We start from the raw sequence: 26,663 nt of genomic DNA on the forward strand, positions 1-26,663 counted from the left end.
TGTGGAGGATTAGCTCAGCTGGGAGAGCATCTGCCTTACAAGCAGAGGGTCGGCGGTTCGAGCCCGTCATCCTCCACCATCTCTTAAAAAGAGAATATGCAATACTTTTTATCATCGCGGGGTGGAGCAGTCTGGTAGCTCGTCGGGCTCATAACCCGAAGGTCGCAGGTTCAAATCCTGTCCCCGCAACCAACATGGTCCCGTGGTGTAGCGGTTAACATGCCTGCCTGTCACGCAGGAGATCGCCGGTTCGATCCCGGTCGGGACCGCCATGTATGGCTCGGTAGCTCAGTCGGTAGAGCAGAGGACTGAAAATCCTCGTGTCGGCGGTTCGATTCCGTCCCGAGCCACTTTTGATTTGCCGGCTTAGCTCAATTGGTAGAGCAACTGACTTGTAATCAGTAGGTTGGGGGTTCAAGTCCTCTAGCCGGCACCAGTGATGGAGGGGTAGCGAAGTGGCTAAACGCGGCGGACTGTAAATCCGCTCCCTCAGGGTTCGGCGGTTCGAATCCGTCCCCCTCCACCATTTTAGGGGTATAGTTTAAAGGTAGAACAGAGGTCTCCAAAACCTCCGGTGTGGGTTCGATTCCTACTACCCCTGCCAATTATGGCGGCTGTGGCGAAGTGGTTAACGCATTGGATTGTGGCTCCAACACTCGTGGGTTCGATTCCCATCAGTCGCCCCATTTATTCTTTACAAAAGACTTGTCTTAAGAATATAATGGTAACACAACAAGCTTAAGCAGCTTATAATGATCTTGCAGTAAGGATTCATCATACGAATTTACAGATGCAAGTTCATGAAGCTTACTCTACTGGGCTATAGCCAAGCGGTAAGGCAACGGACTTTGACTCCGTCATTCGTTGGTTCGAATCCAGCTAGCCCAGCCATTTCATATGCGGAAGTAGTTCAGTGGTAGAATACAACCTTGCCAAGGTTGGGGTCGCGGGTTCGAATCCCGTCTTCCGCTCCAAATTATACGGCGGCATAGCCAAGCGGTAAGGCCAAGGTCTGCAAAACCTTTACCACCGGTTCGAGTCCGGTTGCCGCCTCCACATGCCGGTGTGGCGGAATTGGCAGACGCGCACGACTCAAAATCGTGTTCCTCTGGAGTGCCGGTTCGACCCCGGCCACCGGTATCGAAATAAAGGCTTCATACTTCGGTATGGAGCCTTTGCTCTTTTATCCGAGGATGAAGGAGAAGCTGTTTGTCCGCCTGGTTTGGGGATACCTGCTATATTAAGATGGATTTTTTATTGACACAACAAAGAAGACAGGTTATAATAATAAATGTCATCAGGAAAGAATCTGATGCTTGTTATGCCGGTGTGGCGGAATTGGCAGACGCGCACGACTCAAAATCGTGTTCCTCTGGAGTGCCGGTTCGACCCCGGCCACCGGTATCCTGAAGAGAATGCTCTATTTAGAGTATTCTCTTTTTTATTTTTATAGGTAAGTTTGCTTAGGAAAGATGACCATACAGACTATTCCGCCATTTCTGCAGGAAGGTGCTCCTGTTGGACTTGTCTTGCTTAAGTTGATATGATGTTTCCGTATGACTCGGGTCATACTAATACTACATTACAGCTAAAGAGGATACGTTCATGAAGAAAACTGGATCCATTATATTTATTGTGTTTTCACTTGTGTTTCTCATTTTGGGTGGAACCATTGCCTACACCATTATTTCAAAAAAGAATGAACCAAAGGAAAGTCCATTTGCTTACGAGAAGCAGCAAACCTTGGGTAACAAGAAGGCGCCTGTCCACGTTGTGGAGTTTGGCGACTTCAAGTGTGCGGCCTGCCGGACTTGGGATACTACTGTATTCCCGCAGCTGAAAAAAGACTACATTGATAAGGGCACGGTGCAGCTGCACTTTATTAACTTTCCGTTCATTGGAAAGGATTCTGATTACGGTGCGGCAGCCGGTGAAGCTGTGTATAAGCAGAGTCCTGAGGCATTCTGGACATTTTACAGCAAGATGTATGAAAGCCAGGGCGACGAGCATGAGGCCTGGATTACGGAACAGCTGGTGGAGGGAATTGTAAAGGGGCTGCCTGGGGTTGACTTTGCACAATTCCAGAAGGATGTAAAGAGCAAGGAAATCCAGCAGAAGGTGGCGAATGATTTTGATATCGCCCGCAAACAGAATGCGCAGGGAGCTCCGACTGTGTATGTGGACGGCACCCTGTCAAATCCGGACTATGACAGCATCAAGCAGGCAATTATAGAAGCGCAGAAGAAAAAATGATGAAGGGGCATCCCTTCATCATTTTTTTATAACAAATTCTTTTTCAAATGCAGCAGGTAACGCGACCGGATGATCAAGAAATAGACTGCCTGCAGTACAAGGAATATGGCCAGCACGATAAAAGTGTCTCGGGCAATGGAAAGCTGGAACATGCTTTGCAGGGCAGTAAACGCAAATACACTGTGCACCATGGCAACTGCAATCGGCAGGAAGAAGAGGACTGCCATCTGGATGGTGACGGTCCGGTTGAGCTCCTGCTCTGTCAAACCCAGCTTGGCAATTGCCTGATACTTGCGCTGATCCCGGTTTAAATCCGTATACAGGCGGAAGTATAAGAAGCTGCCGGCTGCAATGAAGAAGACGGCACCGATCAGCAGGGCCACAAAAAACATGACATTGTTTGACTGTTTGATGATGTCATAGAAATAGCCGGCGGAAACAAAGCTGAATGGGGCCGGCCCGGAGGCTTCGCCTTTTTGCATGCTTTGAAAGTGCTTCTGTACTTCATTGAAAATACCCTCGCCGACTTTGGCGGTTTGCTGCCAATCGTCCACCTGATAGGCAGTCACTGTTTGCGGATGCAGCGGCGGTATTTGCTCGTACGCTTCATCCGAAACAACCAGCAAATTGGTGCCGATCGTTTGGGTGCTGAAGATCAGAAAGGGTGTGCTCCCCTTCGTCTGCATAATCAATCCGCTTTCTTGGAAGGTGACGGTTCTTGTGCCAGCAGGCAGCTTGCCGCGCTGGTCCAGCGTGGCCGGAACGAACATGGCCTGGCTGCCCTGCAGGGAGATGGCTGGATGCTGGAGCAGCTTGGCCAGTGTATTGTAGCTGCTTTGGCTGACAAGCACAACCTCCTGTCCGCTTTCCTTGCTCGTCTGTGAGATGAGCGGTACGGCTGCTTTGGTGTACGCAAGCTTTTCTTTTTTCAGCTCTGCTTCAATGGAAGTAAGATGTCTCGCCTCGCTCATATTGCCTTCCTTTGATGTATAGGATACTGCAAATGGATGATTTTCCTTAAACTGCTCACGATACACATTAGAGGTGGCGAAGGTTCCCACAGCACAGAAAGTAACTGTGGATACGATGCTGACCAGGAAAAACATCCGGGCATTGTCCTTCATCCGATAGGCTAAATCAGACAGGGTCAGGATATTCGTCTTCCGCCAAAATAAGGAGTTTCGGCCTTTTAGCAAATGGATGATGAATACGCTCAGCTGGCTGAACATAAAGTAGGTTCCCGCAATAATCATCGGCACTACCATAACGAAGCGTCCGGCAATATTTTTGTCTGTCGTAGTGAATGAAAGAGTATAGCCCCCCAGCAGCAGAGCAGCTGCGAGCAAGGAAAGAAGGATGGAGGCCTTTGGCTCCGGCTTTGGCTTCATGTCTCCCTGCAGCAAATCAAGCAGATTGTTGCTGCGGACAAAGAAAGCGGTCAATAGGGAGATAATCAGGAACAACGGGACAAAAGCGCCAATTGTAAGCAGCAGCGGCTTCCACGAAAGATAGAAGGGCAGCTCCTCCATATGCAGAATGCTGGCGCCCCATAGCAAAAACAGCTTTGACAGCAGCAGACCCAGACCGATTCCGACTGCAATCGCAGTCAGGCCAATCAGCATATTCTCAAGCAGGACAAGCCGGTTCAGCTGCCGCTGTGACATGCCGTGCATCACAAGAATACCGAACTCCTTCTTTCTGGATTTCAGAAAAGCGCCGACAGAATATAGAATAAAAAAGAAAGCGAAAACGAACAAAACGCATTCCGCAATTTTCATTGCTTCCTTGGCGAGCTCTCTTGTAACTCCTTGCGCGATGCCAGGATGAAAGATGAACACTGCATACAAAAAGAAAATCATGACAGACAGGGCGCTGCTGAAGAAATAGGCTGCGTAGGTGCGCTTGTTGCGCAGCACGTTGTTACAGGCGAGCTGTCGAAAGGTCATGGGTGGTTCCTCCTAACAAGGACAGCATATCAATGATCTCTTGAAAAAAGGCCTGCCGGCTCGTGCCCCTATGAATTTCATTGTACAGCTGTCCATCCTTAATGAACACAACCCGGTTGCAGTAGCTGGCCGCAAGCGCGTCATGTGTTACCATCATCATCGTGGTCTGATCGCAGCTGTTGAGCTGCTCCAGCGTTTCCATGACATCGCGTGAGGATTTCGAATCCAGGTTTCCTGTGGGCTCATCTGCCAGCAGCAGCTGCGGCTTATGAATAATGGCTCTGGCAATCGCAGTCCGCTGCATCTGGCCGCCGGAAATTTCATAGGTCCGCTTCTGTAAAATGCCCTCAATGCCAAGCTTGCGGGCGGCCTCCTGCAACCGCTGCTCCATTTCCGCAAGCGGTGTTCCCTCCAGCGTCAGCGGCAGGACAATATTCTCTGCCACGGTCAGCGTCTCCAGCAGATTAAAGTGCTGGAACACAAAGCCGAGCTCGCGTCGGCGGAAGTGGGCAATGTCATTCTTTTTCAAGGAATACGGGTTGTTCCCATTTATGAACACGTCCCCTGAAGTCGGCGCGTCAATCGTGGAAATCACATTCAACAGGGTGGTTTTCCCGCTTCCGGAAGGCCCCATGATGCCGACAAATTCCCCCTGCTCCAAGCACAGGTTAATATTGTGCAGGGCCTTGTAAGGGACCTTACCCTGATAAATTTTTGTCAAGTTCTTCACCAGTAAGAGATCCATACGGCAAAGCTCCTTTCATGATCTGATAGTCACATTCTAATCTCTCTTTCATTTCTCTTCCATGCGCCAGTCTTACAGCTTCCTTACAATGCTGTAAGAAAGAAAATGCCGGCCGGGCAGGCTGGCTGATGTTATGTCGGTTGCGAACTGTTATGGAGTGCTGTTCCCTCGGACGTCAGAGCCTCATGAAACATAATCTGCACCCTTGTTCCGCTTCCTTCCTGTGACGTAAGCTGGACCCGATGCCCGAGCTTTTCGCAAATCTGCTTTACCAGGTACAGCCCCATGCCGGTAGACTCTCCGTACCTCCGGCCGTTCTCCCCGGTGAAATACGAATCAAATACACGGCGTATGTCTTTTTGTGGAATGCCAATGCCGAAATCCTGCACCTCAAGCACAGCCCGGCGGCCGTCCCGAAAAGCGGAAATCTGCAGATGATTGCTGCAGCCTGCTGAGTATCGTACGGCATTTGTTATCAACTGTCCGAGTACGAAGGCAAGCCACTTTTGATCAGAGGCGACATGCAGGGAAGAATCGATTGTAAACTGCGGATAGACACGATTCCGGATAAGAAGGCGCTTGTATTCAGAGACAGCTTGTTTTACCAATGCTTCTATATGAACCGGTTCGGCCTGCAAATCTTGGGCGAAGGTGTCCAGACGGGACGTGTACAAGATCATTTGCAGTCCTCTTTCAATCCGGTCCACCTCTGCCCGCAGCTCATCCACATCCTCTTGCTCCTGCAGCATGAGATGAAGAACGGAGACAGGTGTCTTCATCTGGTGCACCCATTGATGGACGAAGGTGAGGTGCTGCCTTTGCTTATCCTCGTATGTATGGATGATGTGCTGGTACTGCCGAAATTGCTCCTCGAACAGGCGTTGTACAGCTTCAGCAAGAGGAGGCTGCTGTGTATGGCCCATAAATTCCTCCAGACTCAGTAATGGCTGGGACAATCGCTGATACAAGGAACGGTGGGTGATGTACCGATACAGCAAATATCCAATATACAAGGCTGTGCTGAGCAAAGCGGTGTACAAGGCAAGCGGGAGGTTCCGGCGGTCTGCCAGCCAGAAGATGAGGACAGTGAACAGAAGCTGCAGGGTGTAGACAACCGTAAGCGGAAGATGCTCGCGCAAAAATAGCTTCATGCATTCTCACCCCAGACAGACTTCAGCATATATCCGACTCCGCGCACGGTGTCAATGGAATCCTCCAGGCCAAGGTCCTTCAGCTTTTTGCGGACACGGGCCACATATACACTCAGGGTATTATCATCTATGAAGTTCTGGTCATCCCAAATTCGCTCCAGCAGCCTGTCCCGGCTGACTACCCGTCCGCTTCGTTCCATCAGCTCCTGCAGCAGCTTGCTTTCTGTATGGCTTAACTCAGCCGTCTGATTCTTGAACGAGAGAAGCAGCCGTTCCGGGTAGAGGATGAGTCCTGACAGCTCGATGGTGCGCTCGTTCCGCATCCCTTGCGCGTATGAACCATACACCCGGCGCAGCAGGCTTTTTACCTTTGCCAGCGCCAGCTCATAATGGAAGGGCTTTGTCATATAATCATCGGCACCGTTTTCAATTGCCATGACCTGGTCCATGCTGCTGTCTCTGGCAGACAGAAAAAGAATGGGACAATTGGATACCGCGCGGATCTGCCTGCACCAATAAAAGCCATCGAAGCGGGGCAGGTTGACATCCATAACAACCAGGTGCGGATTAATGTCTTGAAACTCAGCCAGAATATCATGGAAGCAGCGGGCTGTAACAGCCCGGTATCCGTATTTTTCAAATTGCTTTTGCAGCAGGGTGCCGAGCTTGTGGTCATCTTCCACAATGAAAATGGTAAACATATCAGACTCACCTTCCAAAAATTCCTATATTATCTCAGTATACATGGAAAGAGATGCCTTGCGAATGCTTTCCAGAAAACAAAGTAGAAAATACAGTATTCTACAAAAAGTAAAAAAATTCTAATTGAAAAGGCTGTAGAAATATGGGAGAATAGGTAACGGAAGCGTTTGCACGGCAGTGAATGGTTATAATGTATTTATATGTTACGTTTTAAAGAGAGAGTGCTAGATTAGTAGTCTCCTTTCAAAACAGAAAATGCGCAAACGGTTTCACAAGTTGCGCGTGCAACGTGCATAGCAAAGGGATGGGGGAGGTACGTATGAGAAACAAAAAGCAATGGTCCATTTTGCTGATTCTTGTTTTGCTGCTGCAATTGGTCTCCTATGCAGTGCCGATCAGTAAAGCGGCAGCTGAGGATGCCGGCAAAATTGTGACGCTTGTCGGGGATCTGCAAAGCGAACTGGGTCATACAGGCGACTGGGACCCGGCTGCGGCTGTGACAAAAATGAAGAATCTCGGCAATGGTCTCTATGAATTCAAGGGCACCTTGCCGGCTGGAAGCTATCAATATAAGATTGCCGTCGGCGGTTCTTGGGATGAGAACTATGGCAAGGACGGAAAGTCCGGCGGAGACAATATCAGCTTGTCTCTGAGCGAGTCCAAAGAGGTGACATTCTACTACAATGATGCCACGCATAAAATTGCGGACTCCACCTGGTATACAGCCATTGCAGCAGATAAGCTGCCGCGTTTGGCAGGAACCATCCAGCCAGCTATAAAAGCCGGGGATGAATGGTCTCCCGGCACTTCGACAGCCATCTTGACAGATGCTGATTTTGACGGAGTGTACACATTAAAAACAACGGTGCCAAAAGGCAAATATGAGTTTAAGGTTGTGCTCGGCAATAACTGGGGCGAACAGTATCCGGGCGACAACATGCAGCTGAATGTACTGAGCGACAGCGAAATTACATTCTCCTTTAACAGCGAAACAAAAGCGGTGTTAACGGACTACAACCCTGGCGTATCCGACGGCCAGATTGCCAAGGACAAGCTGTTTCACAATACATGGGAAGCAGCATACCGCCAGCCATTCGGAGCTGTGCCTGCAGGGCAGGAAGTAACGCTCCGCTTGGCAGCGAAGAAAGGCGACCTCACTCGTGCCAGCCTGCAGGTGAAGAATTACTTAACAGGCAGCACAAAGGTGGTCAAGATGAAGTACGCCGGCTGGACAGATGTAGTCGGACAAGGCCCGACAGAATTTTGGGAAGCGGCCTTCACGCCTGAGCAAAAGGGTGTGCATGGCTATAAGTTCATTGTTGGCGACGGGGCAGCTGTTGCGGAATACGGTGAGGATACAACAGAAGGCGGCACAGGAGCGGCTGCTGATGCCAATGCCGGCCTGTTCCAATTGACAGTTTACGATCCGTCCTACAAAACGCCGGACTGGATGAAGGAAGCAGTTGTCTATCAAATCTTCCCGGATCGGTTCTTTAATGGAAACACAAGCAACGATCACGCGAAGGATGAGCAGGGTGCACGCGGCAGCCAGCCGATTGAGCATCCAAAGAGCTGGAATACACTTCCTGACAATCCGCGTATTAAAGAAAACAACTTGGGCCCTTACGATGGCGACGGTGAATGGAGCAACGACTTCTTCGGAGGAGACATCGCGGGTGTACAGAAGAAGCTGGACTATCTGCAATCTCTAGGGGTCAACACCCTGTATCTGAACCCGATTGCGGAAGCAGCCTCCAACCATAAGTACGATGCTACAGATTACAAAGCAATTGACCCAATGTTTGGCTCACCTGCAGAATTTGAAGCATTCGTGAAGGAATTGGAACAGCGCCATATGCATTTGATCCTGGATGGCGTGTTCAATCACGTGGCGGACGATTCCGTCTATTTCGACCGCTATCATAAATACAACACAGTCGGCGCTTATGAATACTGGTCTGCTGTGTATGACCTGATGAATGATAAGAAGATGTCTGAAGCTGATGCCAAAGCGGCAGCTGAAAAGAAATTCAAGGATGAAGGCCAGGAGTTCAGCCCGTACGGCTTCCACAACTGGTTCAACATTCAAAACGAGAAGGTAGAAGCCGGCACGAAAAACGAGCACTATAAGTATCAAGGCTGGTGGGGCTATGACAGTCTACCGGAGATCAAGTCCGTTCCAGGCACAGCTGTCAATCATGACAGCGAGCTGAACAATACACCATTTGCGAATTACATCTTCCGCGACAGTGATTCCGTCGCGAAATCTTGGATTGAACGCGGTTCCTCCGGCTGGCGCTTGGACGTGGCCAACGAAGTGGACGAGGAGTTCTGGAGACAGTTCCGCCAAGACTTGAAAACAAAGATGGTCGGCGAAGGTGCGACACTGCAGCCGGGCGAAGCGCCGCTGATTCTCGGGGAGATCTGGGACGATGCTTCCAAATACTTCGTCGGCGATCAGTATGATTCTGTAATGAACTACCGTTTCCGCGGTGCTGTTCTGGACTTCTTGAAGAACGGAAAAGCGGAAAATGCAAATAACCAACTGACAGCCATTCAGGAAGACTACCCGCGCGAAAGCTTCTATGCGCTGATGAACCTGATGGGCTCCCATGATACAGCGCGTGCTGTATTCCTGCTGGGCAACGGTACAGACAATGCAGAGCGGGCAGAATGGGACAAGAACTACAATTACGAATTGGGCAAGCAGCGCCTGAAGCTGGCAGCCACGCTGCAAATGGGCTATGCCGGCGCGCCGACGATTTACTACGGTGATGAGGCGGGCGTAACAGGCTCCAAGGATCCGGACGATCGCCGCACATATCCGTGGGGCAACGAGGATAAAGACCTGATTGCTTACTATCAGGCAATTGGAAAAGTGCGTACGCAGCACGCTGACCTGTTTGCGAACGGGGAACTGAAGCATGTGTATGCAAAAGGCGATGTGCTGGCTTATGCACGCACAAATGGAAAAGATGCAGCTATCGTGGTGGTGAACCGCGGCAGCAGCGAGCAAACAGTGGAAATCCCTGTGGCTGCATTTGCAAACAGCGGTGTTGCCTTCACAGATGAATTGCAGCAGGCTTACAAAGCAACATCTGAAAATGGTGTGCTGAAGGTAACAGTGGGCGCCATGCAGGGCCGTATGCTCACAGCGGGATTAGATGTACAGGCACCTGCGGCGGTTACAGACCTGAAGGCTGCCGAGCAGTCTAAAGAAGCTTCCCTGACTTGGAGCGGTAATGCAGTGAAATATTGCATTTACCAATCCAACATCAGCGGCGCTCTGTTCAAGAAGATCGGCGAAACAACAGAAAAGTCCTTCCAGGCAACAGGCTTGGATAATGGACGGAGCTACTACTTCGCGGTTGCAGCGGTAGATGCGAATGGAAATCCATCCAAGCTGGCAGAAACAAAGGAAGTCATTCCGCATTATGACCTTGGTGCGGCATCCGTTAAGGTGCTGACGCAGCTTGAGAACGGCACGCTCGATTTGTCCAAGGCAAACACAGTGCAGGCAGCGATTGAATTGGCAGGCGCAACAGAGCAAGGACAGGCAGAAGGCATGACAGCACAGCTGGAAGTGCAGGCGCCAGGCCTTGATCAGCCTGAAGTATTCACCGCTTCCTACAGTCATCAGGACGGCGCGAAAAACGTATTCCAATCCTCCTTCCGCGCATTTGCGGCGGGCCAGTACACCTATCGCTTTGCCTTCAGCTCCGACAACGGCCGGACCTGGAGCAAGACAGATGCATACAAGGTGACTCTGACAAAGGATACAGCGGATACAGAGCAGCCGGCGGCGGCAGTGGAGCTGCAGCAGCCAGTTCAGGAATCCGGGCAGGTTAATCTGCACTGGAGCCTGACTAATAAGAAAGATCCATTCCTTACAACAATTACACGTGACGGCGCGGTAATTGCTGTACTGGATGATGGAAATGCCGCAACGTACCGTGATTATGAGGTGGCAAACGGCAAGACATACAAGTACCAAGTGCATGTATATGATAAGGCCGGCAATACAACAGCATCCAAAGAGGTTTCTGTTACCCCTGATATTGTCATGGTACAGGTTACCTTCAAGGTGAACGCACCGGCGTACACCCCGCTTACAGAGAAAATCACTATGCCGGGCAGCGCCAACGGCTGGAACAACGGCGCTTGGGAAATGAGCCGCAACGGTGCGGTAACACCGGATTGGGAGTATACAGTGGAGCTGCAGGAAGGTACAGAGGTGACCTACAAGTACGTCAAAGGCAGCTCTTGGGACCAGGAAGGCCTGCCGGATCATACACCTGGCAATGCAGGTGATGATGACGTGAGCTTGTACGGCTATGGTGCAATCGGTACAGACATGAAGGTCATTGTACAAAACCAAGGCGGCAATAAAATGGTGGTGCAAGACAAAATCCTGCGCTGGATCGACCAGCCGGTTGTCATCACATCTCCGGTGAACGGAACGGTGACAGACGGTGATACAGTAGAGGTAAAAGGAAATGCCATCAAGGGCGGCAATTTAACAATCGGCGGCGAGAAGGTAGCCATTCGGGATGATTTGACCTTCAGCCATCAGGTGAAGCTGCAGCCTGGCAAGAACGACATTGAAGTGGACATTGAGCCATCTGAAGACAGCAAGACCAATATCTTCAAGGGTGATGCCGGCGCCATCGACAAGAATACGAAGAAGCTGGTGCTGAGCGTAGAGCGCAGCGGCGGCACGACGGAGCCGGAGGATGGCGTTGTTACAGTGAATCCGGCAACAACAGTGACAGACGGCACAATGACAGCCGCAGTAACGGATGAGCACGCGGCAGCTGTGAAAAACGGCGGCACGCTGCATGTGGAGCCGAAGAATGCCAAGGAGCAGAAGCAGCTTGTTATTGCGTTCCCATCCTCTGTACTGGCCAAGCTGATTGAGCAGGGTGCAGATCTGCTTGTTGATAAAGGAGACACAGCTCTTTCTATCCCAACGGCTGTACTGGCCCAGCTGAAAGAGGCGGCAGGCGGACAGGATGTGAAGATCAGCATGCACAAGCTGACAGCACAAGGTGCAATCGGCCCTGTGTACGATTTCTCCATCCTGGCAGGCAAAACAACTGTTCATGAGTTCAAGGAAGAAATCCATCTGTTCTTCAACACGGGCAAAGTGGAAGGTGTTGCTGCCAAGGATGTGGCAGTCGCCTACTACAATCCGGAAAGCAAGAAGTGGGAGCTGCAGGACAGCACATATGATGAAGAGTCAGGTGTGGCTGCCGCGGCAGTCAAGCACTTCAGCACATACGGTGTTGTGAACGCGGCAAAGGCTGATGGGACAGGAGCGCCGGACCAAGGCGGCACACCTGGAAAAGATCCAGGCACGAAGCCGGGCCAAGAAGGCAATCCTGGAACCGGCACAACCCCGGATCAGGGCAGCACTCCTGGAAAGGGAACTGGTACTACGGCACCGACAACGGGTCCTGTTGCGGAAGAGGGCAAGGATAACCTTCCTGACACAGCAACGATGACATTTAACCTGTTGCTGCTGGGAGCGGCACTTACAGGCGCAGGCGTACTTGTATACCGCAGAAAGGCTGCGAAGTAAGAGTGGGAAGGCTGGTTCATCTGTGGCCAGCCCTTCTTTTCAGATATTTTGCAGATCACCTCCCTGAACAGGTGAATTCATGTTAGAATTCCTATATAATGATGAATATTAGAGGATAAATCAGAAAAATTAGCTGACCATGGGGAAGTTTCCTGTTTTTTGCACAAAACAGTACCGAAATGCCAGTTGCATAAGTTTTTCGACTTTTTTCGATAAAATTCTTGTCTGGCTTGTATTCGTATGATATACTCACTGTATTACATGGCTCGTACATGTAAACGAGAGGGAATACGATCAGCAGTTCAGCTCGTATCCATCATACAGAGTTTGTACAGGCAGTATACTTTCGTGACAAACGCAGTGTTTCGTTTCCTAGATGAACGGGGCATTGCGTTTTTTTATGCGTGCCGATAAAATGTTAAAATTATACAAGTGGGAGGGGTACAGATGAATTGGGAGGAAGTAAAGCGGGATGTGATTGCCTACAGCAGGCAAATCGGCATCGACAAAATCGGCTTTGCCAGCGCGGAGCCGTTCACAGAGCTGAAGCAAAGATTGATTGCCCAACAGCAGCTGAACTATCAGTCCGGCTTTGAAGAAGCCGATCTGGAGAAGCGGACGAATCCGGCGCTGCTGCTGCCGGGAGCGCAGTCCATCATTTCCATTGCGTTGGCGTATCCCTCCAAGCTGAAGGATGCACCGAAAAGCAAGCGGGGGGAACGAAGAGGCATCTTCTGCCGCGCTTCCTGGGGACAGGATTATCACCATGTGCTGCGCGACCGCCTGCAAAAGCTGGAGCACTATCTGCAGGAGCGTCTGCCCAGCGCCGAATTACAATCCATGGTTGATACAGGAGAGCTGAGTGACCGGGCGGTTGCGGAGCGGGCGGGCATCGGCTGGAGCGGCAAGAACTGCTCCATTATCACACCGGAGTTTGGTTCCTATGTGTACTTGGGAGAAATGATCACCAATATTCCGTTTCCGCCGGATACTCCAATTGAAGATGGCTGCGGCACCTGCAACAAATGCATTGAGGTTTGCCCAACCGGGGCGCTGGTGCAGGGCGGGCAGCTGAATGCACAAAAGTGCATTGCCTTTTTGACACAAACGAAGGGCTTTCTGCCGGATGAATACCGGGAGAAAATCGGCAACCGTCTCTATGGCTGCGATACTTGCCAAACTGTATGTCCGAAGAATAAGGGCATTGATTTTCACAACCATCCCGAAATGGAGCCGGACCCCGAGCTGGCAAAGCCATTGCTGCGGCCCCTGCTGACAATCGGGAACAAGGAATTTAAAGAGAAATATGGTCCGATGTCCGGGTCATGGCGCGGCAAGAAGCCCATTCAGCGCAATGCCATTTTGGCATTGGCTCATTACAAGGATGAAACAGCCGTACCAGATTTAATCGGCGTTTTGTGCAATGACCCGCGGCCGGTGCTCCGGGGAACGGCTGCCTGGGCACTTGGCAAGATCGGGGCGCCGGACACAGGTGATGTTCTGGAGAAGGCCAAGTCTGCTGAAACGGATGAGGACGTACTGAAGGAAATTGAAAAGGGCCTGTCGCTGCTGCAAAACAGGTAGGACAGACAGAATTGGGCTTCTCTCCTCATAAGGTAGTAGATGAGGGGGGAGCCGTGATGAGAATCCGAAGAATTCTGGAAGAGCTTGTGCACGATCATGTGGAATTTCTCGTCAGTGACTTATCCAGAAGTGCCCATATACCGAAAGACACGCTGCAGGTATTGCAGCGAAAAAAGGATATGATGCAGCGCCGCGGCGCGGAAATTGTAAAATGCGATGCCCGGCTGGCGGTTGCCCGCGAGATGACTGTCGGAAAGCAGAAGCAGATTGATTATACAGTCCACTATCAGCATCTCGTGAGGCAGAGGGATTATTTCTATATCGAGGAAGAGAAGTGGGAGCGCCGGCTGCTGCTTGAGAGCAACAAAGTGGCGGCTGACGGCTTTCTGCGGGCAGAGGAGTTTTCTCCCCCGGAGGCAAGGATTGAGCGGGAGGTCACGAAGGGCAAGGGAGACCTGATTCCGTATCAGTACAATCGGCTGGAGGCTGTCCGCTATGCCGAGGCCTGGTGGAACGGCCGCAACCCGGCGTACAAGAATTTTCAGGATAATTGCACGAATTTCATCTCGCAATGTCTGCGCGCCGGCACAGCTCCCATGAACGGCTATCCGAATGCCGGCCGGGGCTGGTGGCAGCAGAACAGCCAGTGGAGCTGGAGCTGGGCTGTCGCCAATTCCTTCTACTGGTATTTATCCGGTTCCTCTGTCGGCTTGCGGGCGCAGCGAATGGAGCGTCCGGAGGATTTGCTGCTGGGGGATGTGATTGCGTATGATTTTGAAAATGATGGCCGCTGGAATCATACAACCATTGTGACGGCCAAGGATGCGAACGGCATGCCGCTTGTGAATGCCCACTCCGCCGACAGCCGCCGGCGCTATTGGGCTTATGAGGATTCCAGCAAATACACGCCGCAGATGAGGTATCAGTTCTTCCGCATCCTCGACAATGTGTAAACAAGTTTTTAGATGGGGCCGCAGGGTGATATAATAAGGAGCAGAATACAACAGAGGTGAACATTGTGGGAATTCATGTCGTTTTATATCAGCCCCTGATTCCGGCCAATACCGGCAATATTGCGCGCACCTGCGCAGGAACGGGTGCCTCTCTTCATTTAATCCGGCCGCTCGGCTTTTCAACGGATGATAAGGCCTTGAAGCGTGCCGGCCTTGATTATTGGGAGCATGTGGACATTCACTATTATGACTCCTTGGATGAATTTTACGAAAAGAATGCCGGAGGGGAGTTTTTCTACTTAACGAAGTATGGCAAAAAGCCGCATTCCTCCTTTGACTACAGCAACCGGGAACAGGAGTATTACTTCGTGTTTGGGCGCGAAACAGACGGACTGCCGGCCAATGTCGTGCAGGAAAACTATGAGCGCTGCCTGCGGGTGCCGATGAACCAAAATATCCGTTCGCTTAATCTGTCCAATACAGCGGCCATTCTTGTATATGAGGCGCTGCGCCAGCAGGATTACCCGGATTTGGAGAAAGAGATTATGTACTAACAAACATGCAGGCTCGTTTCCTGCATGCTTTTTCTTGTCTTTTTTCCAGAAATGGTACATAACCTTCATTATAATGCGTCTTAGGGGAAGACTAGGCATAATGAAAAATCGATAAGGAACAGATGATATATACTGGAGGATTACCTACTTGAGGAGAATGGAGAGAAATATATGCATATACAGCTGCTGCAGCAAGTCATGCTGAATACCATTCAGGATCTCGTATTTGTGATAGAAGCAGCACCCGGCTATGTATTTCGTTATGTATATATGAATAAGAAAGCAATGAGGCATGCCGGCCTGGATGAAAGCAGCTATGGAAAGACACTTCAGGAGGTATTGCCGGCCCGGCAGGCAGCCCGGCTGCAGCAGATTTACACAGCAGCAGCTGAGACAGGCACCTTGCAAGTGGTGCATGATCCGATTGAGACACACAGCGGCGAAATGGAGCATTATGAATCGGTGCTGAACCCTGTTACAAGGGTGGGGGAGAAGCTGTATATTGTATGTATCACCCGAAATGTCACAGATTGGATCCGCAAGCAGGAGGAGCTTCTGGAGAGCCAAAAGCGCTATTCGTCGCTGATGAAGTATAACAGCGATGCTATTGTGTCTGTTGACCTTGAGGGCTGCATCATTGGCATCAACCCGGCTGCCGCCGAAATGTTTCATTGCCCGGAAGAAGCATGCAAAGGATGGAAAGCCGCAGAACTGATTCATCCAAAGGATGAGCAGGAGGTACAGAGGATTTTTGAAGAAACGGTGCAGGGAAAGCCGGTGCGCCGCAGCAGGATCGAGTACAGGCAGAAGGATGGCCTGGTATTTTACATGGACTTGAAAACAATTCCTATTATTATACAGGATCGGGTCAAAGGCGTGTATTTCATTGCCAGGGACGTGACACAGCAGCTGCTGGATGAGTGGAAAACGGAGTACTTTGCTTACTATGACCAGCTGACCGGCCTGCAGAACCGCATTTCCTTATCAAAGGCTTTTGATGCGCTTTTGGAGGCTGGCAAGCGCATCGCTGTATATATTATTAATTTAAATGAATTTCGTACAATCAATGAGGTATTCGGGCACGAGGCGGGAGACCGGATTCTGCAGCAGGCAGCTGACCGGGCCGTGCAGGAAGTGGGAGACAGGGGGCAGGTGTTCCGGCGCCACGGCAATCAATTTGTACTGCTGGCCGAACAGGGCGGGGATGCTGCGGCAGCTGCTTTGGCAGAGTGCCTGCTGGAGACCCTGCAAAAGCCGTTCTCCGTCCATGGCGAGGAAAGGGGGATGAAGGTGAGCATCGGCATCGCCTGCAATCCGAGAGATGGGGAGGATGAACAAACGCTGATGAAGCATGCCGATATGGCATTGGAAAAGGCGCGGGAGCAGGGAAGCGGCTGCTATTGCTTGTATGACAGGCAGTTCGATCAGCAGCGCGAGAAGCTGTTCATGCTGGAGTCCCAGCTGAGCCGGGCCATTCAGCGGCAGGAATTTGCATTATATTATCAGCCGCAGGTGCATATTGAAACGGGAGAAGTGATTGGCTGGGAAGCGCTGCTGCGCTGGCATAATCAGGAGCTGGGCTTCATAGCGCCGGGTGAATTTATTCCGCTGGCTGAAAAGACAGGATTTATTTTACAGATTGATGAGTGGGTGATCTTCGAGGCATGCCGCCAGCTGCGGGAATGGCTGGACCAGGGGCTGCAAGTGGCTCCGGTGTCTGTCAACATTTCCGCAAGTCAATTCCGTTCCTCCCGTATCCTGGAGCTGACCAAACGGGCCTTGCAGCAATACAGGCTTCCCGCCCGATTGCTGGGGTTGGAGATTACCGAAGGCGCTCTCGCACAGGAGGAGCACGCCGAAGTCATCTCTGCCAAGCTGCGGGAAATCGGAGTGGCCGTCCATTTGGATGACTTCGGAACAGGCTATTCCTCCCTGAGCTACCTCAAGCGTCTGCCGATTGATACCCTGAAGATTGACCGTTCGTTTATTCGGGATGTGGAGGGGGATGAATACGACGCCAAAATTACAACCGCAATCATTCATCTCGCCCGCTCACTGGGAATGAGGGTCATTGTCGAGGGTGTCGAGAATGAAGGGCACATCCGGTTTTTAAGAGACAAAATGGCCTGGTACGCACAAGGCTACTATTTCGCAAAACCGCTGCCGGTTGCGGAAGTGGAGAAAATGTATTTGCGCAAGGTATGAAAAAAGTGATGGGCACTGAGGTCCATCACTTTTTGCGCTTTTCTTATTGTCCAGCTCCACCGGCCAGCTCACTGCCAGGGAGAACCTGCCCGCATAAAAGGCAAAAAGCGCCTTTTAGCGTCCAGAACCTCCCTTCTGTGAGCTGAACGAGCCGGTTGCGCTTTTCTTATTTTGTTCCCGGCTTATCGTTGTAGCCAGCTGTGAAAATCGCGCTTATGAACGCTGCCATAACCCCAATAATCAATACGAGTTTCATTTCAATTCCTCCCTTTGTGTCATATTCCCCAATATCCTCATTATAGCGAATTTTTCCTCCCGGATGTTGTACGAATTCAGAAAGTTTTTGCAAGAAAATCTCCTTGCGTCTTGTTTTCGGATTCATGCGAATGTTCGGGGACATCCTCGCATAGAGTTATAATAATCCTTTTTGAACAAGACAATGGGGGAGGTCCAGAATGGATATTTTAAAGAAAATTGAGCAGCACCGCATCGAAGAACAACGGATGAAGTGGGAAGGGACATTCGGGGAGTATTTGGAGATCGTCAAGGAAAAGCCGTGGGTCGCACAAACTGCGCACTCCCGCATTTACAATATGATTAAGGATGCCGGCATTAAAGAGGTGGAAGGCAAAAAGCGGTACAGCTTCTTCAGCAATCAGCTGTTTGGTTTGGAGGAGGCGCTGGAGCGTCTCGTGGAGGAGTATTTTCATCCATCAGCGAAGCGCTTGGATGTAAGAAAGCGGATTTTGCTGCTGATGGGACCAGTGAGCGGCGGTAAGTCCACTCTGGTGACGATGTTGAAGCGCGGTCTGGAAGCTTATTCGCATTCAGATGCGGGAGCAATCTTTGCCATTAAGGGCTGCCCGATGCATGAAGATCCTCTCCACCTGATTCCGCATCATTTACGGGAGGATTTCTACAAGGAATACGGCATCCGGATTGAGGGCAACCTGTCGCCGCTCAACCTGATGCGCCTGGAGAAGGAATATGGCGGCCGGATTGAAGATGTGCTGGTGGAGCGCATTTTCTTATCAGAAGACCGCCGCGTCGGCATCGGCACCTTCAGCCCGTCCGATCCGAAGTCGCAGGATATTGCTGACCTCACCGGCAGCATCGATTTCTCGACCATCGCGGAGTTCGGCTCTGAGTCTGACCCGCGCGCCTATCGCTTCGACGGTGAATTGAACAAGGCGAATCGCGGTATGATGGAGTTCCAGGAGATGCTGAAGTGCGATGAGAAATTCCTCTGGCACCTGCTGTCACTGACGCAGGAGGGCAACTTTAAGGCCGGGCGTTTCGCTCTCATTTCCGCAGATGAGCTGATCATTGCCCATACGAATGAAACGGAGTACCGCTCCTTTATTTCAAATAAGAAGAACGAGGCGCTGCATTCCCGTATCATCGTCATGCCGGTACCGTATAACCTGCGGGTGAGCGAGGAAGAGCGCATTTATGAAAAGATGATTAAGGAAAGCGATGTGTCCAACGTCCACATTGCGCCGCACACACTGCGTGTCGCTGCGATGTTCACGATCCTGACGCGCCTGAAGGATCCGAAGCGGCCGGATATTGACCTTATTAAGAAGATGCGCCTGTATGACGGCGAACTGGTGGAGGGCTACAACTCCATTGATGTAGAAGAGATGAAGCGCGAATATCAGGATGAGGGCATGGGCGGCATTGATCCGCGCTACGTCATCAACCGGATTTCTTCCACGATCATCCGCAAGGAGATTCCATCCATCAACGCGCTGGATGTGCTCCGTTCCCTGAAGGATGGCCTGGACCAGCATCCGTCCATCAGCAATGAAGACCGCGAGCGTTATATGAACTTCATTTCCTTGGCGCGCAAGGAATATGACGATATTGCCAAGCGCGAGGTGCAGAAGGCATTCGTATATTCCTACGAGGAATCCGCCAAGACGCTCATGGACAACTACTTGGACAACGTGGAGGCATATTGCAACAAATCCAAGCTGCGTGACCCGCTCACCGGCGAGGAGATGAGCCCGGATGAGAAGCTGATGCGGTCCATTGAAGAGCAAATCGGCATCTCTGAAAATGCGAAAAAAGCTTTCCGGGAAGAGATTCTCATCCGGATTTCCGCTTATGCGCGCAAAGGGCAGCGGTTCAACTACAATTCTCATGAGCGGCTGCGCGAAGCCATCCAGAAGAAGCTGTTTGCTGACCTGAAGGACGTGGTGAAAATCACGACCTCCTCCAAGACGCCGGACGAAAGCCAGCTGAAGAAAATCAACGAAGTCGTCGTGCGCTTGATAGATGAATACGGCTACAACTCTACATCAGCAAACGAATTGCTGCGCTATGTAGGAAGCCTGCTGAACCGATAAACGACAGAAAAAGTATGCCGCTCCTGGCATGCTTTTTTTGTCCCTATACAAGAAAAGCGAAGGGGACTCGTTCAGCTCCCAGGAAAGAATATGCCTGTCCCAAACAAAATTGAGTCAACCGGCAGGCTAAATTATTTGTCAATTATTTGTAGCGTATGCATATGATAGAGTAACCAACCATAACAGGAAATAATGCAAAAGACCGACACAATACCATATGTTGCTTCATACACGTATGTGCAACACTTCGGAAATATTGTGTCATTTTCTTTACGGTGGTTTCTGACTTTTCATATGTATACAAGGTTTCGGGGGAAAATCCAATCTCAATGATTAGGGAGGGAAGAAACGTGAGTCAGGACAATAAAAACAATTATACGATTGCCAGAGAGAATTGGTCCCTCCACAGAAAAGGATATGACGATCAACAAAGGCACCAGGAGAAGGTACAGGAGGCAATCAAAAACAATCTGGCCGATTTGATCACGGAAGAAAGCATCATCATGTCAAACGGACGCGACGTCGTGAAGATTCCGATTCGGTCTTTGGATGAATATAAAATTCGCTATAATTACGATAAAAATAAGCACGTCGGCCAAGGAAACGGCGGCAGCAAGGTTGGGGACGTCGTGGCCCGGGACGGCTCCGGCGGCACACCGCAAAAGGGTGCCGGCAAAGGAAAGGGTGCCGGCGACCAGGCTGGCGAGGATTACTACGAGGCAGAGGTATCCATCATCGAGCTGGAGCAGGCGCTCTTCAGCCAGCTGGAGCTGCCGAACCTGCAGCGCAAGCAAACAGATGAAAACCGGGTGGAGCACATTGAATTCAATGATGTCCGCAAAACCGGCCTCATGGGCAACATCGATAAGAAGAAGACCATGATGTCCGCCTACAAGCGGAACGCCATGAGCGGCACACCGTCGTTCTATCCCATCCGGCAGGAGGACCTGAAGTTCCGCACCTGGAATGAGGTGCTGAAGCCGGAATCCAAGGCTGTCGTACTCGCCATGATGGATACGAGCGGCTCGATGGGCATCTGGGAGAAGTACATGGCCCGCAGCTTTTTCTTCTGGATGGCGCGCTTCCTGCGCACTAAATATGAATCTGTCGATATCGAATTTATCGCCCATCACACAGAGGCAAAGGTCGTATCCGAAGATGACTTCTTCTCCAAGGGAGAAAGCGGCGGCACCATCTGCTCCTCCGCCTACCGCAAGGCGCTGGAGCTCGTGGATACGAAATATTCGCCGGAGCGCTATAACATCTATCCATTCCACTTCTCCGATGGAGATAATCTGACATCCGACAATGCCCGCTGCGTGAAGCTGGTGCAGGAGCTTATTAAAGTATCCAACATGTTCGGGTACGGGGAAGTTAACCAATATAACCGTCATTCTACACTGATGTCCGCATATAAAAATATTCACGACGAGAAGTTCCGCTATTATATCCTCAAGCAAAAGTCCGATGTGTTCAACGCGATGAAGAGCTTCTTCCGCCAGGAGGCGAAGGAGAAGAGCAGTTGATGGGAGGCCCTGCGTACGGTGTGCGCAGGGTTTTTTATTTTTGTATCATGTATCGTCCGAATGGCTGTTGTTTCTGTTGGATACGTAGCCCTTATAGTGAAAGCAAGAGAGATCCCTGAGGAGCCTCGGTTAAGACAACGCTGGGTTCCTAGTTAGGCAGCCTCTGTTCATGATAAAGAAATACTTGTTTCGTATGCGATGTGAATTGGCAGTCCGTTTGAAGGTCAGTAGGAGATGAGGACAAACTTCCGATATAATGGTTATGAAGGGCTTTAGCTTGTTTTTGCTATAGCTGGAAGTGACTCCATACTCCTTGAAGGGGGAGAAACGAATGAATGAACAAAGCTTTCGCGACCGTATTATGGACGAGTTTAAGCATATTGTTTTAAGTGAACTGCATAAGGAGAATGTCCGGGTGTATCTCTTTGGGTCATGGGCGCGTCAGGAAGAGAGGCAGAGTTCGGATATAGGTATTCTTTCATTGGCGGTAACGGAACTATAGGCCTTTTCATACAAGAGGGACTTACTGCCCGGTTCTGTGAGAATACAAAGAGAGGTTACAGCAAAGAAGGAAAGCCCTGTATGCCGCATACAGGGCTTTCCTTCTTATTTACTGGCTGCCGTCACCAAATGCCGGCGGCGGCAAACACTCAGTGCCAGACCAAACAGAAAAGAATTCAGTAGGGTGGAGGTAAAGCCGTAGCTGACAAAAGGTACATCAATGGAGGTCAGCGGGAGGAAGCCGGCAATCATGCCCATGTTGTAGGCGCATTGGACAGCAAAGAAAGTAAGGATGCCGGCCAGCAGATTTCTGCCGAAGCCCGTTCTTGTCTGCCGCAGCAAGACGGCCATTCTAAATAATAGGAGAATGAGTACAGCGATCAGCATGCCCATAGCAACCCAGCCATAGGATTGGGCAACGTCCACCAAAACCAGTTCGCCGGCAGGATTCGAGATATATGTTGAAGAACCGGCACCAAACCAGCCTCCTGAAGCAATCAATTCCCGAATCTTCACGTACATAAAGCCGTTTCCATGCGCATCTGCCTTCGGGTGAAGAAAGGCCAATAGGCGCTCCGTCCGATACGGAATGCGGGTGAACCAAAAGAGGACAGCCGCCGCTATGGACAATCCGGCTCCGGCTACAGTCAGGATACGTGAAATACTCCAGCAAATGGAGCTCTTGAAAAGCAGGATCAGTACAACCAGACTGTATATCATGGCTGCCGGCAGGCTTGACAGAAGGAAAGACAGCATAGTAATCGCATACACAGGAATCATCATGCGCAGCTTTGCATGGCTGTTAACGGAATATGCAGCCCAAAATAGAAACAGAAAGGGCAAAGCAGCATCACTGGAAATATAGCCAATGCCATAAATGGCGAAATAGGGATGTGCCTGTATGGTTGCCGTAGGAAAATAAGCTACCGGGACAAGAATCCCTGTACCGAGGCCGAGAAACCACCAGCAGTAACGCTCCAGCTTCCGATAATCCAGCATCATCGTTGTAGCAGCTATGATGAGAGCGAGAACAATATGTATCAGCCGGTTGGAAAGCAAATGTGAATATAATGCTGGTATGTGCAGGAGCGGCAGCAGCCCCATTGCAAATGCCAGCGTGAACAGACTGATGAGCATCCAATCTGTTTTGGGCCGGTGCAGCTTATTGAACTGCCTGCCAAGCTCAATTGGATTGCCCATTTGTTTGACTGCCGTTTCCTCGGCTTCCGCCTCTGATACCCCCTTTGCCAGCAGCTGTGCCTTGGACCGGGATAAGTGATGCAGCAGCTCCATGCGGACGAAGTCCTTTGCCTCCTTGGATTTAATATGCTGCAATACTGTTGTCAGAAAGCTATCCTTACAGCTGTTCATGCAGCAACCACCCTTCCAGCAGCTTTTGCAGCGCCGAACCGGCATTGGTTTTTTCAGCAGTGTGCAGCAGCTTGCTTCCTTTGCGGGTAAGCGAATAATATTTGCCTTCGTTTTCTGTCCAGCGGGCCTGCAGCTGTCCTTTTTGCTCTAAATGATGCAGCAGCATATACAGACTGCCCTCATGATTTTCGAAGGAAACAATCCCTCTTGCGTGCAACAGCGCGCTTAGCTCAAACCCTGTTTTCTCTTTTGTGAGCAGCTGCAGCACTGCAAGCAATATGTCCTTCTCCGTCTTCTCGGCCAGTCTGTTTACTTTTTGTTGAATTTGCTTTTGCTGCTGTTCTGTAAAAGTAAGTTGAGAAAATGTGTGCTGCTTCATGGCTTTTTTCAAATGTTTAAGGCGTTCTTCCATTCTCAGCCCTCCAAGCTTTCTTTTAATAGAACCTTTGCCCGCTTCAAACGGGTTTTTACGGTATTTTGATTCGCTCCCGTCACATAAGAAATCTCTTTCATGGAAAGATCCTCATAGTAATGCAGGTAGATCACTTCCCTGTAAACGGGGGACAAGCTCATAACAGCGTGAGCGAGCTGTTCGTGCTCATCTTTGGCAACCACCTGGTTTTCAAACGCTTCTTTCATGCTGGAGACTGCGCCAGCGTGTTCTTCCGATACGAAGACATTTTGGTTATACCAGCTTTTGAGGTAATCCCGGCAATGATTGATGGCAATCTGCCACAGCCACGTTTTGAATTTTGCCTTCCCATTATACTGGTGCAGCTTTTGATAGCATTTAAGAAAAATCTCCTGTGTCAAATCCTCTGCAAGCTCCCGGTTTTGTACATATGAATACACCAGTTCCAGCAGAGCTTGTCCATGCAACCCCATGGCTTGCGTAATGACAGCTTCGCGGCTATCAGATAGGTGTATATTTGCAATCGCTTCTTCCATCCTTTCAAACTCCTTTCCATATAATGAGACGATTCCCGAAGTCATTTAGTTTCTTATATGTACAAAATGTTAGCATCTTTCTGTTTCATAATCCTATTTCATATAGTTTGAAAAGGAGAGTAGAATAGTATCATCGTATATATAATAGAGCATATACTTAAATATGCTTTGAAATAGGGGAAAGAAGGAGAGATGTGATGGAAGGATTTTCTTTCTTTTCTGCATATGCAATTCTCTGCTTACAACTGGTTCTGTATGTTTTAGGCATCTTTGTAGCCATTCGGATTTTGAGATATTTACATGATAAGAAAGAGCATGATCAACAGGTATTGCAGGAATTGCGGAAGATTCGAGAAAGATTGCAAGATGGACAATGAGGAATGAATTCACAGATAATGTCAGCCTATTGTCTCCTTTGTTGTCAAAGATTGTGCCGGGATAGCTGATTCCAGCCCTACTTCTTCATGTGATAAAATGTATGAATATTGGGACTATATAGAGAGAAGGTACAGCATGTGTGATAAAATCCGCAATGCCGTCGATACGGACATTGCACAGGTGCAGTATGTAGCGAAAGCATCTTGGCATGATACATATGAAGGCATCATTCCGATGGAGATTCAAGAAGCGTTTTTACGCTATGCGTATTCAGATGACATAATGAAGCAACGTATGCAAACCTCTTGTCTGCTCGTTGCGGAGAGAGGGGAACACATTGTTGGCTTTATCAACCTCTCTTCGCCGGATGAACAAAAGCAAGTGGAACTCTTTGCCCTCTATTTGCTTCCGGGTCAGCAGAGAAAAGGCATAGGTAAGGCCTTGCTGCTTGCAGCCATACAACGTATGGATGCAAGCAGCCTGTATGTAAACGTGGAAACAGATAATCTCAAGGGACGAAGTTTCTACGAGAAACAAGGCTTTAAAGTGGTTGATGTGTTTGATGATGATTTTGATGGCCATATCTTAAAAACAACAAGAATGGTGCTGCGTCTGCCCGTAGAATAAGGACAATTCTGCTGCGGCGTGTGTCGCAAGCAGAGTAGGATTATAATGAGAAATAAGGAAATGAAAGATAGGGATGCCTGAGGATGCCAAAAGAAAAACGTATGACGCTAGAGGAATATTACGAGTTCCGCAAATCAACAGATGGTCTGTGGGAGTACATAGATGGAGCAGTGTATATGACTCCATCTCCTTCCACGCAGCATCAACGTATTTCAATGAGATTGTCCGCCCAACTGTTCAGTTTGCTGCAGGGAACATCCTGCGAAGTGTTTACTGCCCCTTTTGATGTGGAACTGCAAAGCGAAGCAATGGAGGATACAAAGGTTGTCATTCCTGATATATCGGTGATCTGTGACAAAGCAGGTCTTGGAGAGCAACGATATGTTGGGATTCCGACCTTGATTGTAGAAATTGTTTCCCCTTCCAACCAAGCGCATGATTTGGTAACAAAGCTGAATGTCTATATGCAATATGGGGTTCGGGAGTATTGGATTGTAAATCCTCTTTTGAACACCATTTTCGTGTATCTCCTGAATGAAGAGGGCTATTATATCCAAACAACTGCCGTGAAGGACACCGGCATAGCATCCTCTTCTGTGATAGAGGGATTTACGGTATTGGCGGAAAGTTGTTTTGGATGACGGCAAGGGAGCCTGCAATGAGGCTCCCTTGTTAGGACACATATCCTTAAGCAAAATTCCGATGTGTTCAACATCATGGATAGCTTCTCCTGACAATAAAGGAGAAGAGCAGCTGATGGGAGGCCCTGCATCTGGGATGTGCAGGGTCTTTTTTTGTGGGAGGCTTGAAGAAACAATGCCTTCATAGCCGACAGGGTATTCAGCCCGTATATGAATGACTTAGATTGAGTTGCCACGAAACCCCAAAACGGTCATTTAGCCAGCCAAATTTTTTACTGAAGCCATAATCTCCTATTGGCATAAGCACTTGTCCGCCGTCGCTCAGCTGCTGATACAGATTGTTAAGCTCTTCTTCAGTAGTACAAGTAACAAATATAGAGAAGGAAGGTGTGAAGGAAAATGGATGTTTTATATTGCTGTCGATGCACATAAATTCTTGACCTTTTAAGGTGAAAGTAGCCTGCATGACAGTTCCTTCATCCCCGTTTTCATTTGCGCCATATCGCACGATATTGGTAATTGCTGAATCTTCAACCAGGGACGTGTAGAAATTCATTGCTTCTTCTGCTTTTCCATCTTGGAACATTAAGAATGGTGTGACTTTCTCCATATTTATAGGCCTCCTCATTCAATTGTTTGACAAGTC

At 49.8% G+C, this 26,663-nt stretch carries 20 protein-coding genes and 13 tRNA genes; 25 read left to right on the forward strand and 8 right to left on the reverse strand.

All coding sequences use genetic code 11. From position 1 onward, the window contains the following. The first annotated feature begins 3 nt into the window (after positions 1-3). From NK662_RS12375 to NK662_RS12440, 14 genes are all read left to right on the forward strand, one after another. Positions 4-79 (forward strand) — tRNA-Val (locus NK662_RS12375). Between the two features lie 36 nt (positions 80-115). Continuing rightward, positions 116-192: transfer RNA gene (locus tag NK662_RS12380), tRNA-Met, on the forward strand. A 4-nt stretch (positions 193-196) separates the two neighbouring features. Continuing rightward, a tRNA-Asp gene (locus tag NK662_RS12385) sits at positions 197-272 on the forward strand. Between the two features lie 5 nt (positions 273-277). Next, positions 278-350: transfer RNA gene (locus NK662_RS12390), tRNA-Phe, on the forward strand. A 10-nt stretch (positions 351-360) separates the two neighbouring features. Then, positions 361-436: transfer RNA gene (locus NK662_RS12395), tRNA-Thr, on the forward strand. 5 nt (positions 437-441) lie between these two features. Further along, a tRNA-Tyr gene (locus NK662_RS12400) sits at positions 442-526 on the forward strand. A gap of 4 nt (positions 527-530) precedes the next feature. Beyond that, positions 531-604: transfer RNA gene (locus NK662_RS12405), tRNA-Trp, on the forward strand. A gap of 6 nt (positions 605-610) precedes the next feature. Continuing rightward, a tRNA-His gene (locus NK662_RS12410) sits at positions 611-686 on the forward strand. Between the two features lie 130 nt (positions 687-816). Beyond that, a tRNA-Gln gene (locus NK662_RS12415) sits at positions 817-891 on the forward strand. 8 nt (positions 892-899) lie between these two features. Beyond that, positions 900-974 (forward strand) — tRNA-Gly (locus tag NK662_RS12420). A gap of 8 nt (positions 975-982) precedes the next feature. Next, positions 983-1,056, forward strand: a tRNA-Cys gene (locus NK662_RS12425). Positions 1,057-1,059: 3 nt separating this feature from the next. Continuing rightward, positions 1,060-1,140: transfer RNA gene (locus NK662_RS12430), tRNA-Leu, on the forward strand. A gap of 183 nt (positions 1,141-1,323) precedes the next feature. After that, positions 1,324-1,404: transfer RNA gene (locus NK662_RS12435), tRNA-Leu, on the forward strand. A gap of 201 nt (positions 1,405-1,605) precedes the next feature. Continuing rightward, the gene (locus NK662_RS12440; protein ID WP_254759258.1) at positions 1,606-2,253 is read left to right on the forward strand and encodes a DsbA family protein; all 648 of its coding nucleotides are present in this window, start codon (positions 1,606-1,608) and stop codon (positions 2,251-2,253) included. 26 nt (positions 2,254-2,279) lie between these two features. Here NK662_RS12440 and NK662_RS12445 read toward each other — a convergent pair whose 3' ends face one another. The 4 genes from NK662_RS12445 to NK662_RS12460 all read right to left on the reverse strand — a co-directional run bounded on the left by NK662_RS12445 (position 2,280) and on the right by NK662_RS12460 (position 6,796). Next, the gene (locus NK662_RS12445; RefSeq protein ID WP_254759259.1) at positions 2,280-4,199 is read right to left on the reverse strand and encodes an ABC transporter permease; all 1,920 of its coding nucleotides are present in this window, start codon (positions 4,197-4,199) and stop codon (positions 2,280-2,282) included. Then, a complete protein-coding gene (locus NK662_RS12450; RefSeq protein ID WP_254759260.1) occupies positions 4,174-4,944 on the reverse strand; it encodes an ABC transporter ATP-binding protein in 771 nt (256 codons plus the stop codon). Before NK662_RS12450 ends, NK662_RS12445 begins: the two co-directional genes overlap by 26 nt. A gap of 131 nt (positions 4,945-5,075) precedes the next feature. Then, positions 5,076-6,095: a sensor histidine kinase gene (locus NK662_RS12455; RefSeq protein ID WP_254759261.1), complete on the reverse strand. Its 1,020-nt coding sequence runs from the start codon at positions 6,093-6,095 to the stop codon at positions 5,076-5,078. Continuing rightward, a complete protein-coding gene (locus NK662_RS12460; RefSeq protein WP_254759262.1) occupies positions 6,092-6,796 on the reverse strand; it encodes a response regulator transcription factor in 705 nt (234 codons plus the stop codon). Before NK662_RS12460 ends, NK662_RS12455 begins: the two co-directional genes overlap by 4 nt. 320 nt (positions 6,797-7,116) lie before the next feature. Here NK662_RS12460 and NK662_RS12465 point away from each other — a divergent pair, with 320 nt between their 5' ends. The 8 genes from NK662_RS12465 to NK662_RS12500 all read left to right on the forward strand — a co-directional run bounded on the left by NK662_RS12465 (position 7,117) and on the right by NK662_RS12500 (position 22,053). Then, entirely contained in the window at positions 7,117-12,378 is a 5,262-nt protein-coding gene (locus NK662_RS12465; RefSeq protein WP_254759263.1) for a pullulanase X25 domain-containing protein, read from the forward strand. 447 nt (positions 12,379-12,825) lie between these two features. Continuing rightward, entirely contained in the window at positions 12,826-13,962 is a 1,137-nt protein-coding gene (gene queG / locus NK662_RS12470; RefSeq protein ID WP_254759264.1) for a tRNA epoxyqueuosine(34) reductase QueG, read from the forward strand. 56 nt (positions 13,963-14,018) lie between these two features. Further along, a complete protein-coding gene (locus NK662_RS12475) occupies positions 14,019-14,915 on the forward strand; it encodes an amidase domain-containing protein (protein ID WP_254759265.1) in 897 nt (298 codons plus the stop codon). Positions 14,916-14,980: 65 nt separating this feature from the next. Further along, entirely contained in the window at positions 14,981-15,469 is a 489-nt protein-coding gene (trmL, locus tag NK662_RS12480) for a tRNA (uridine(34)/cytosine(34)/5-carboxymethylaminomethyluridine(34)-2'-O)-methyltransferase TrmL (protein ID WP_254759266.1), read from the forward strand. 171 nt (positions 15,470-15,640) lie between these two features. Then, the gene (locus NK662_RS12485) at positions 15,641-17,674 is read left to right on the forward strand and encodes a putative bifunctional diguanylate cyclase/phosphodiesterase (RefSeq protein ID WP_254759267.1); all 2,034 of its coding nucleotides are present in this window, start codon (positions 15,641-15,643) and stop codon (positions 17,672-17,674) included. Positions 17,675-18,129: 455 nt separating this feature from the next. Continuing rightward, positions 18,130-20,025 (forward strand): PrkA family serine protein kinase, encoded by a 1,896-nt coding sequence (locus NK662_RS12490; protein WP_254759268.1) that lies wholly within the window; start codon positions 18,130-18,132, stop codon positions 20,023-20,025. A 350-nt stretch (positions 20,026-20,375) separates the two neighbouring features. Further along, positions 20,376-21,551 carry a sporulation protein YhbH gene (yhbH, locus tag NK662_RS12495; protein WP_254759269.1) on the forward strand — a complete coding sequence of 392 codons (1,176 nt, stop codon included), beginning with the start codon at positions 20,376-20,378 and terminating at the stop codon, positions 21,549-21,551. Positions 21,552-21,882: 331 nt separating this feature from the next. Then, entirely contained in the window at positions 21,883-22,053 is a 171-nt protein-coding gene (locus NK662_RS12500) for a nucleotidyltransferase domain-containing protein (RefSeq protein WP_254759270.1), read from the forward strand. Between the two features lie 104 nt (positions 22,054-22,157). Here NK662_RS12500 and NK662_RS12505 read toward each other — a convergent pair whose 3' ends face one another. The 3 genes from NK662_RS12505 to NK662_RS12515 are packed head-to-tail and all read right to left on the reverse strand — an operon-like array spanning position 22,158 to position 24,371. Further along, positions 22,158-23,423: an FtsW/RodA/SpoVE family cell cycle protein gene (locus tag NK662_RS12505; RefSeq protein WP_254759271.1), complete on the reverse strand. Its 1,266-nt coding sequence runs from the start codon at positions 23,421-23,423 to the stop codon at positions 22,158-22,160. Next, positions 23,410-23,835 (reverse strand): PadR family transcriptional regulator, encoded by a 426-nt coding sequence (locus NK662_RS12510; protein ID WP_254759272.1) that lies wholly within the window; start codon positions 23,833-23,835, stop codon positions 23,410-23,412. The genes NK662_RS12505 and NK662_RS12510 overlap by 14 nt, the downstream gene beginning before the upstream one ends. A 2-nt stretch (positions 23,836-23,837) precedes the next feature. Continuing rightward, positions 23,838-24,371 (reverse strand): sigma-70 family RNA polymerase sigma factor, encoded by a 534-nt coding sequence (locus NK662_RS12515; protein ID WP_254759273.1) that lies wholly within the window; start codon positions 24,369-24,371, stop codon positions 23,838-23,840. A 197-nt stretch (positions 24,372-24,568) separates the two neighbouring features. Between NK662_RS12515 and NK662_RS12520 the strand changes: the two genes are divergently transcribed. The 3 genes from NK662_RS12520 to NK662_RS12530 all read left to right on the forward strand — a co-directional run bounded on the left by NK662_RS12520 (position 24,569) and on the right by NK662_RS12530 (position 26,017). Next, positions 24,569-24,748 (forward strand): hypothetical protein, encoded by a 180-nt coding sequence (locus NK662_RS12520; protein ID WP_254759274.1) that lies wholly within the window; start codon positions 24,569-24,571, stop codon positions 24,746-24,748. 136 nt (positions 24,749-24,884) lie between these two features. Beyond that, on the forward strand, positions 24,885-25,376 hold the full coding sequence (locus NK662_RS12525; protein WP_254759275.1) for a GNAT family N-acetyltransferase: 492 nt from the start codon (positions 24,885-24,887) through the stop codon (positions 25,374-25,376). Positions 25,377-25,453: 77 nt separating this feature from the next. After that, complete coding sequence (locus tag NK662_RS12530; RefSeq protein ID WP_254759521.1) at positions 25,454-26,017, forward strand: Uma2 family endonuclease; 564 nt, start codon at positions 25,454-25,456, stop codon at positions 26,015-26,017. Between the two features lie 199 nt (positions 26,018-26,216). Here the strand turns inward: NK662_RS12530 and NK662_RS12535 are convergent, their stop codons facing one another. After that, the gene (locus NK662_RS12535; RefSeq protein WP_254759276.1) at positions 26,217-26,627 is read right to left on the reverse strand and encodes a VOC family protein; all 411 of its coding nucleotides are present in this window, start codon (positions 26,625-26,627) and stop codon (positions 26,217-26,219) included. Positions 26,628-26,663: the final 36 nt, after the last annotated feature.

Source organism: Ectobacillus ponti (genome assembly GCF_024294785.1).
In the GTDB taxonomy this organism is placed as follows: Bacteria; Bacillota; Bacilli; order Bacillales; family Bacillaceae_G; genus Ectobacillus; species Ectobacillus ponti.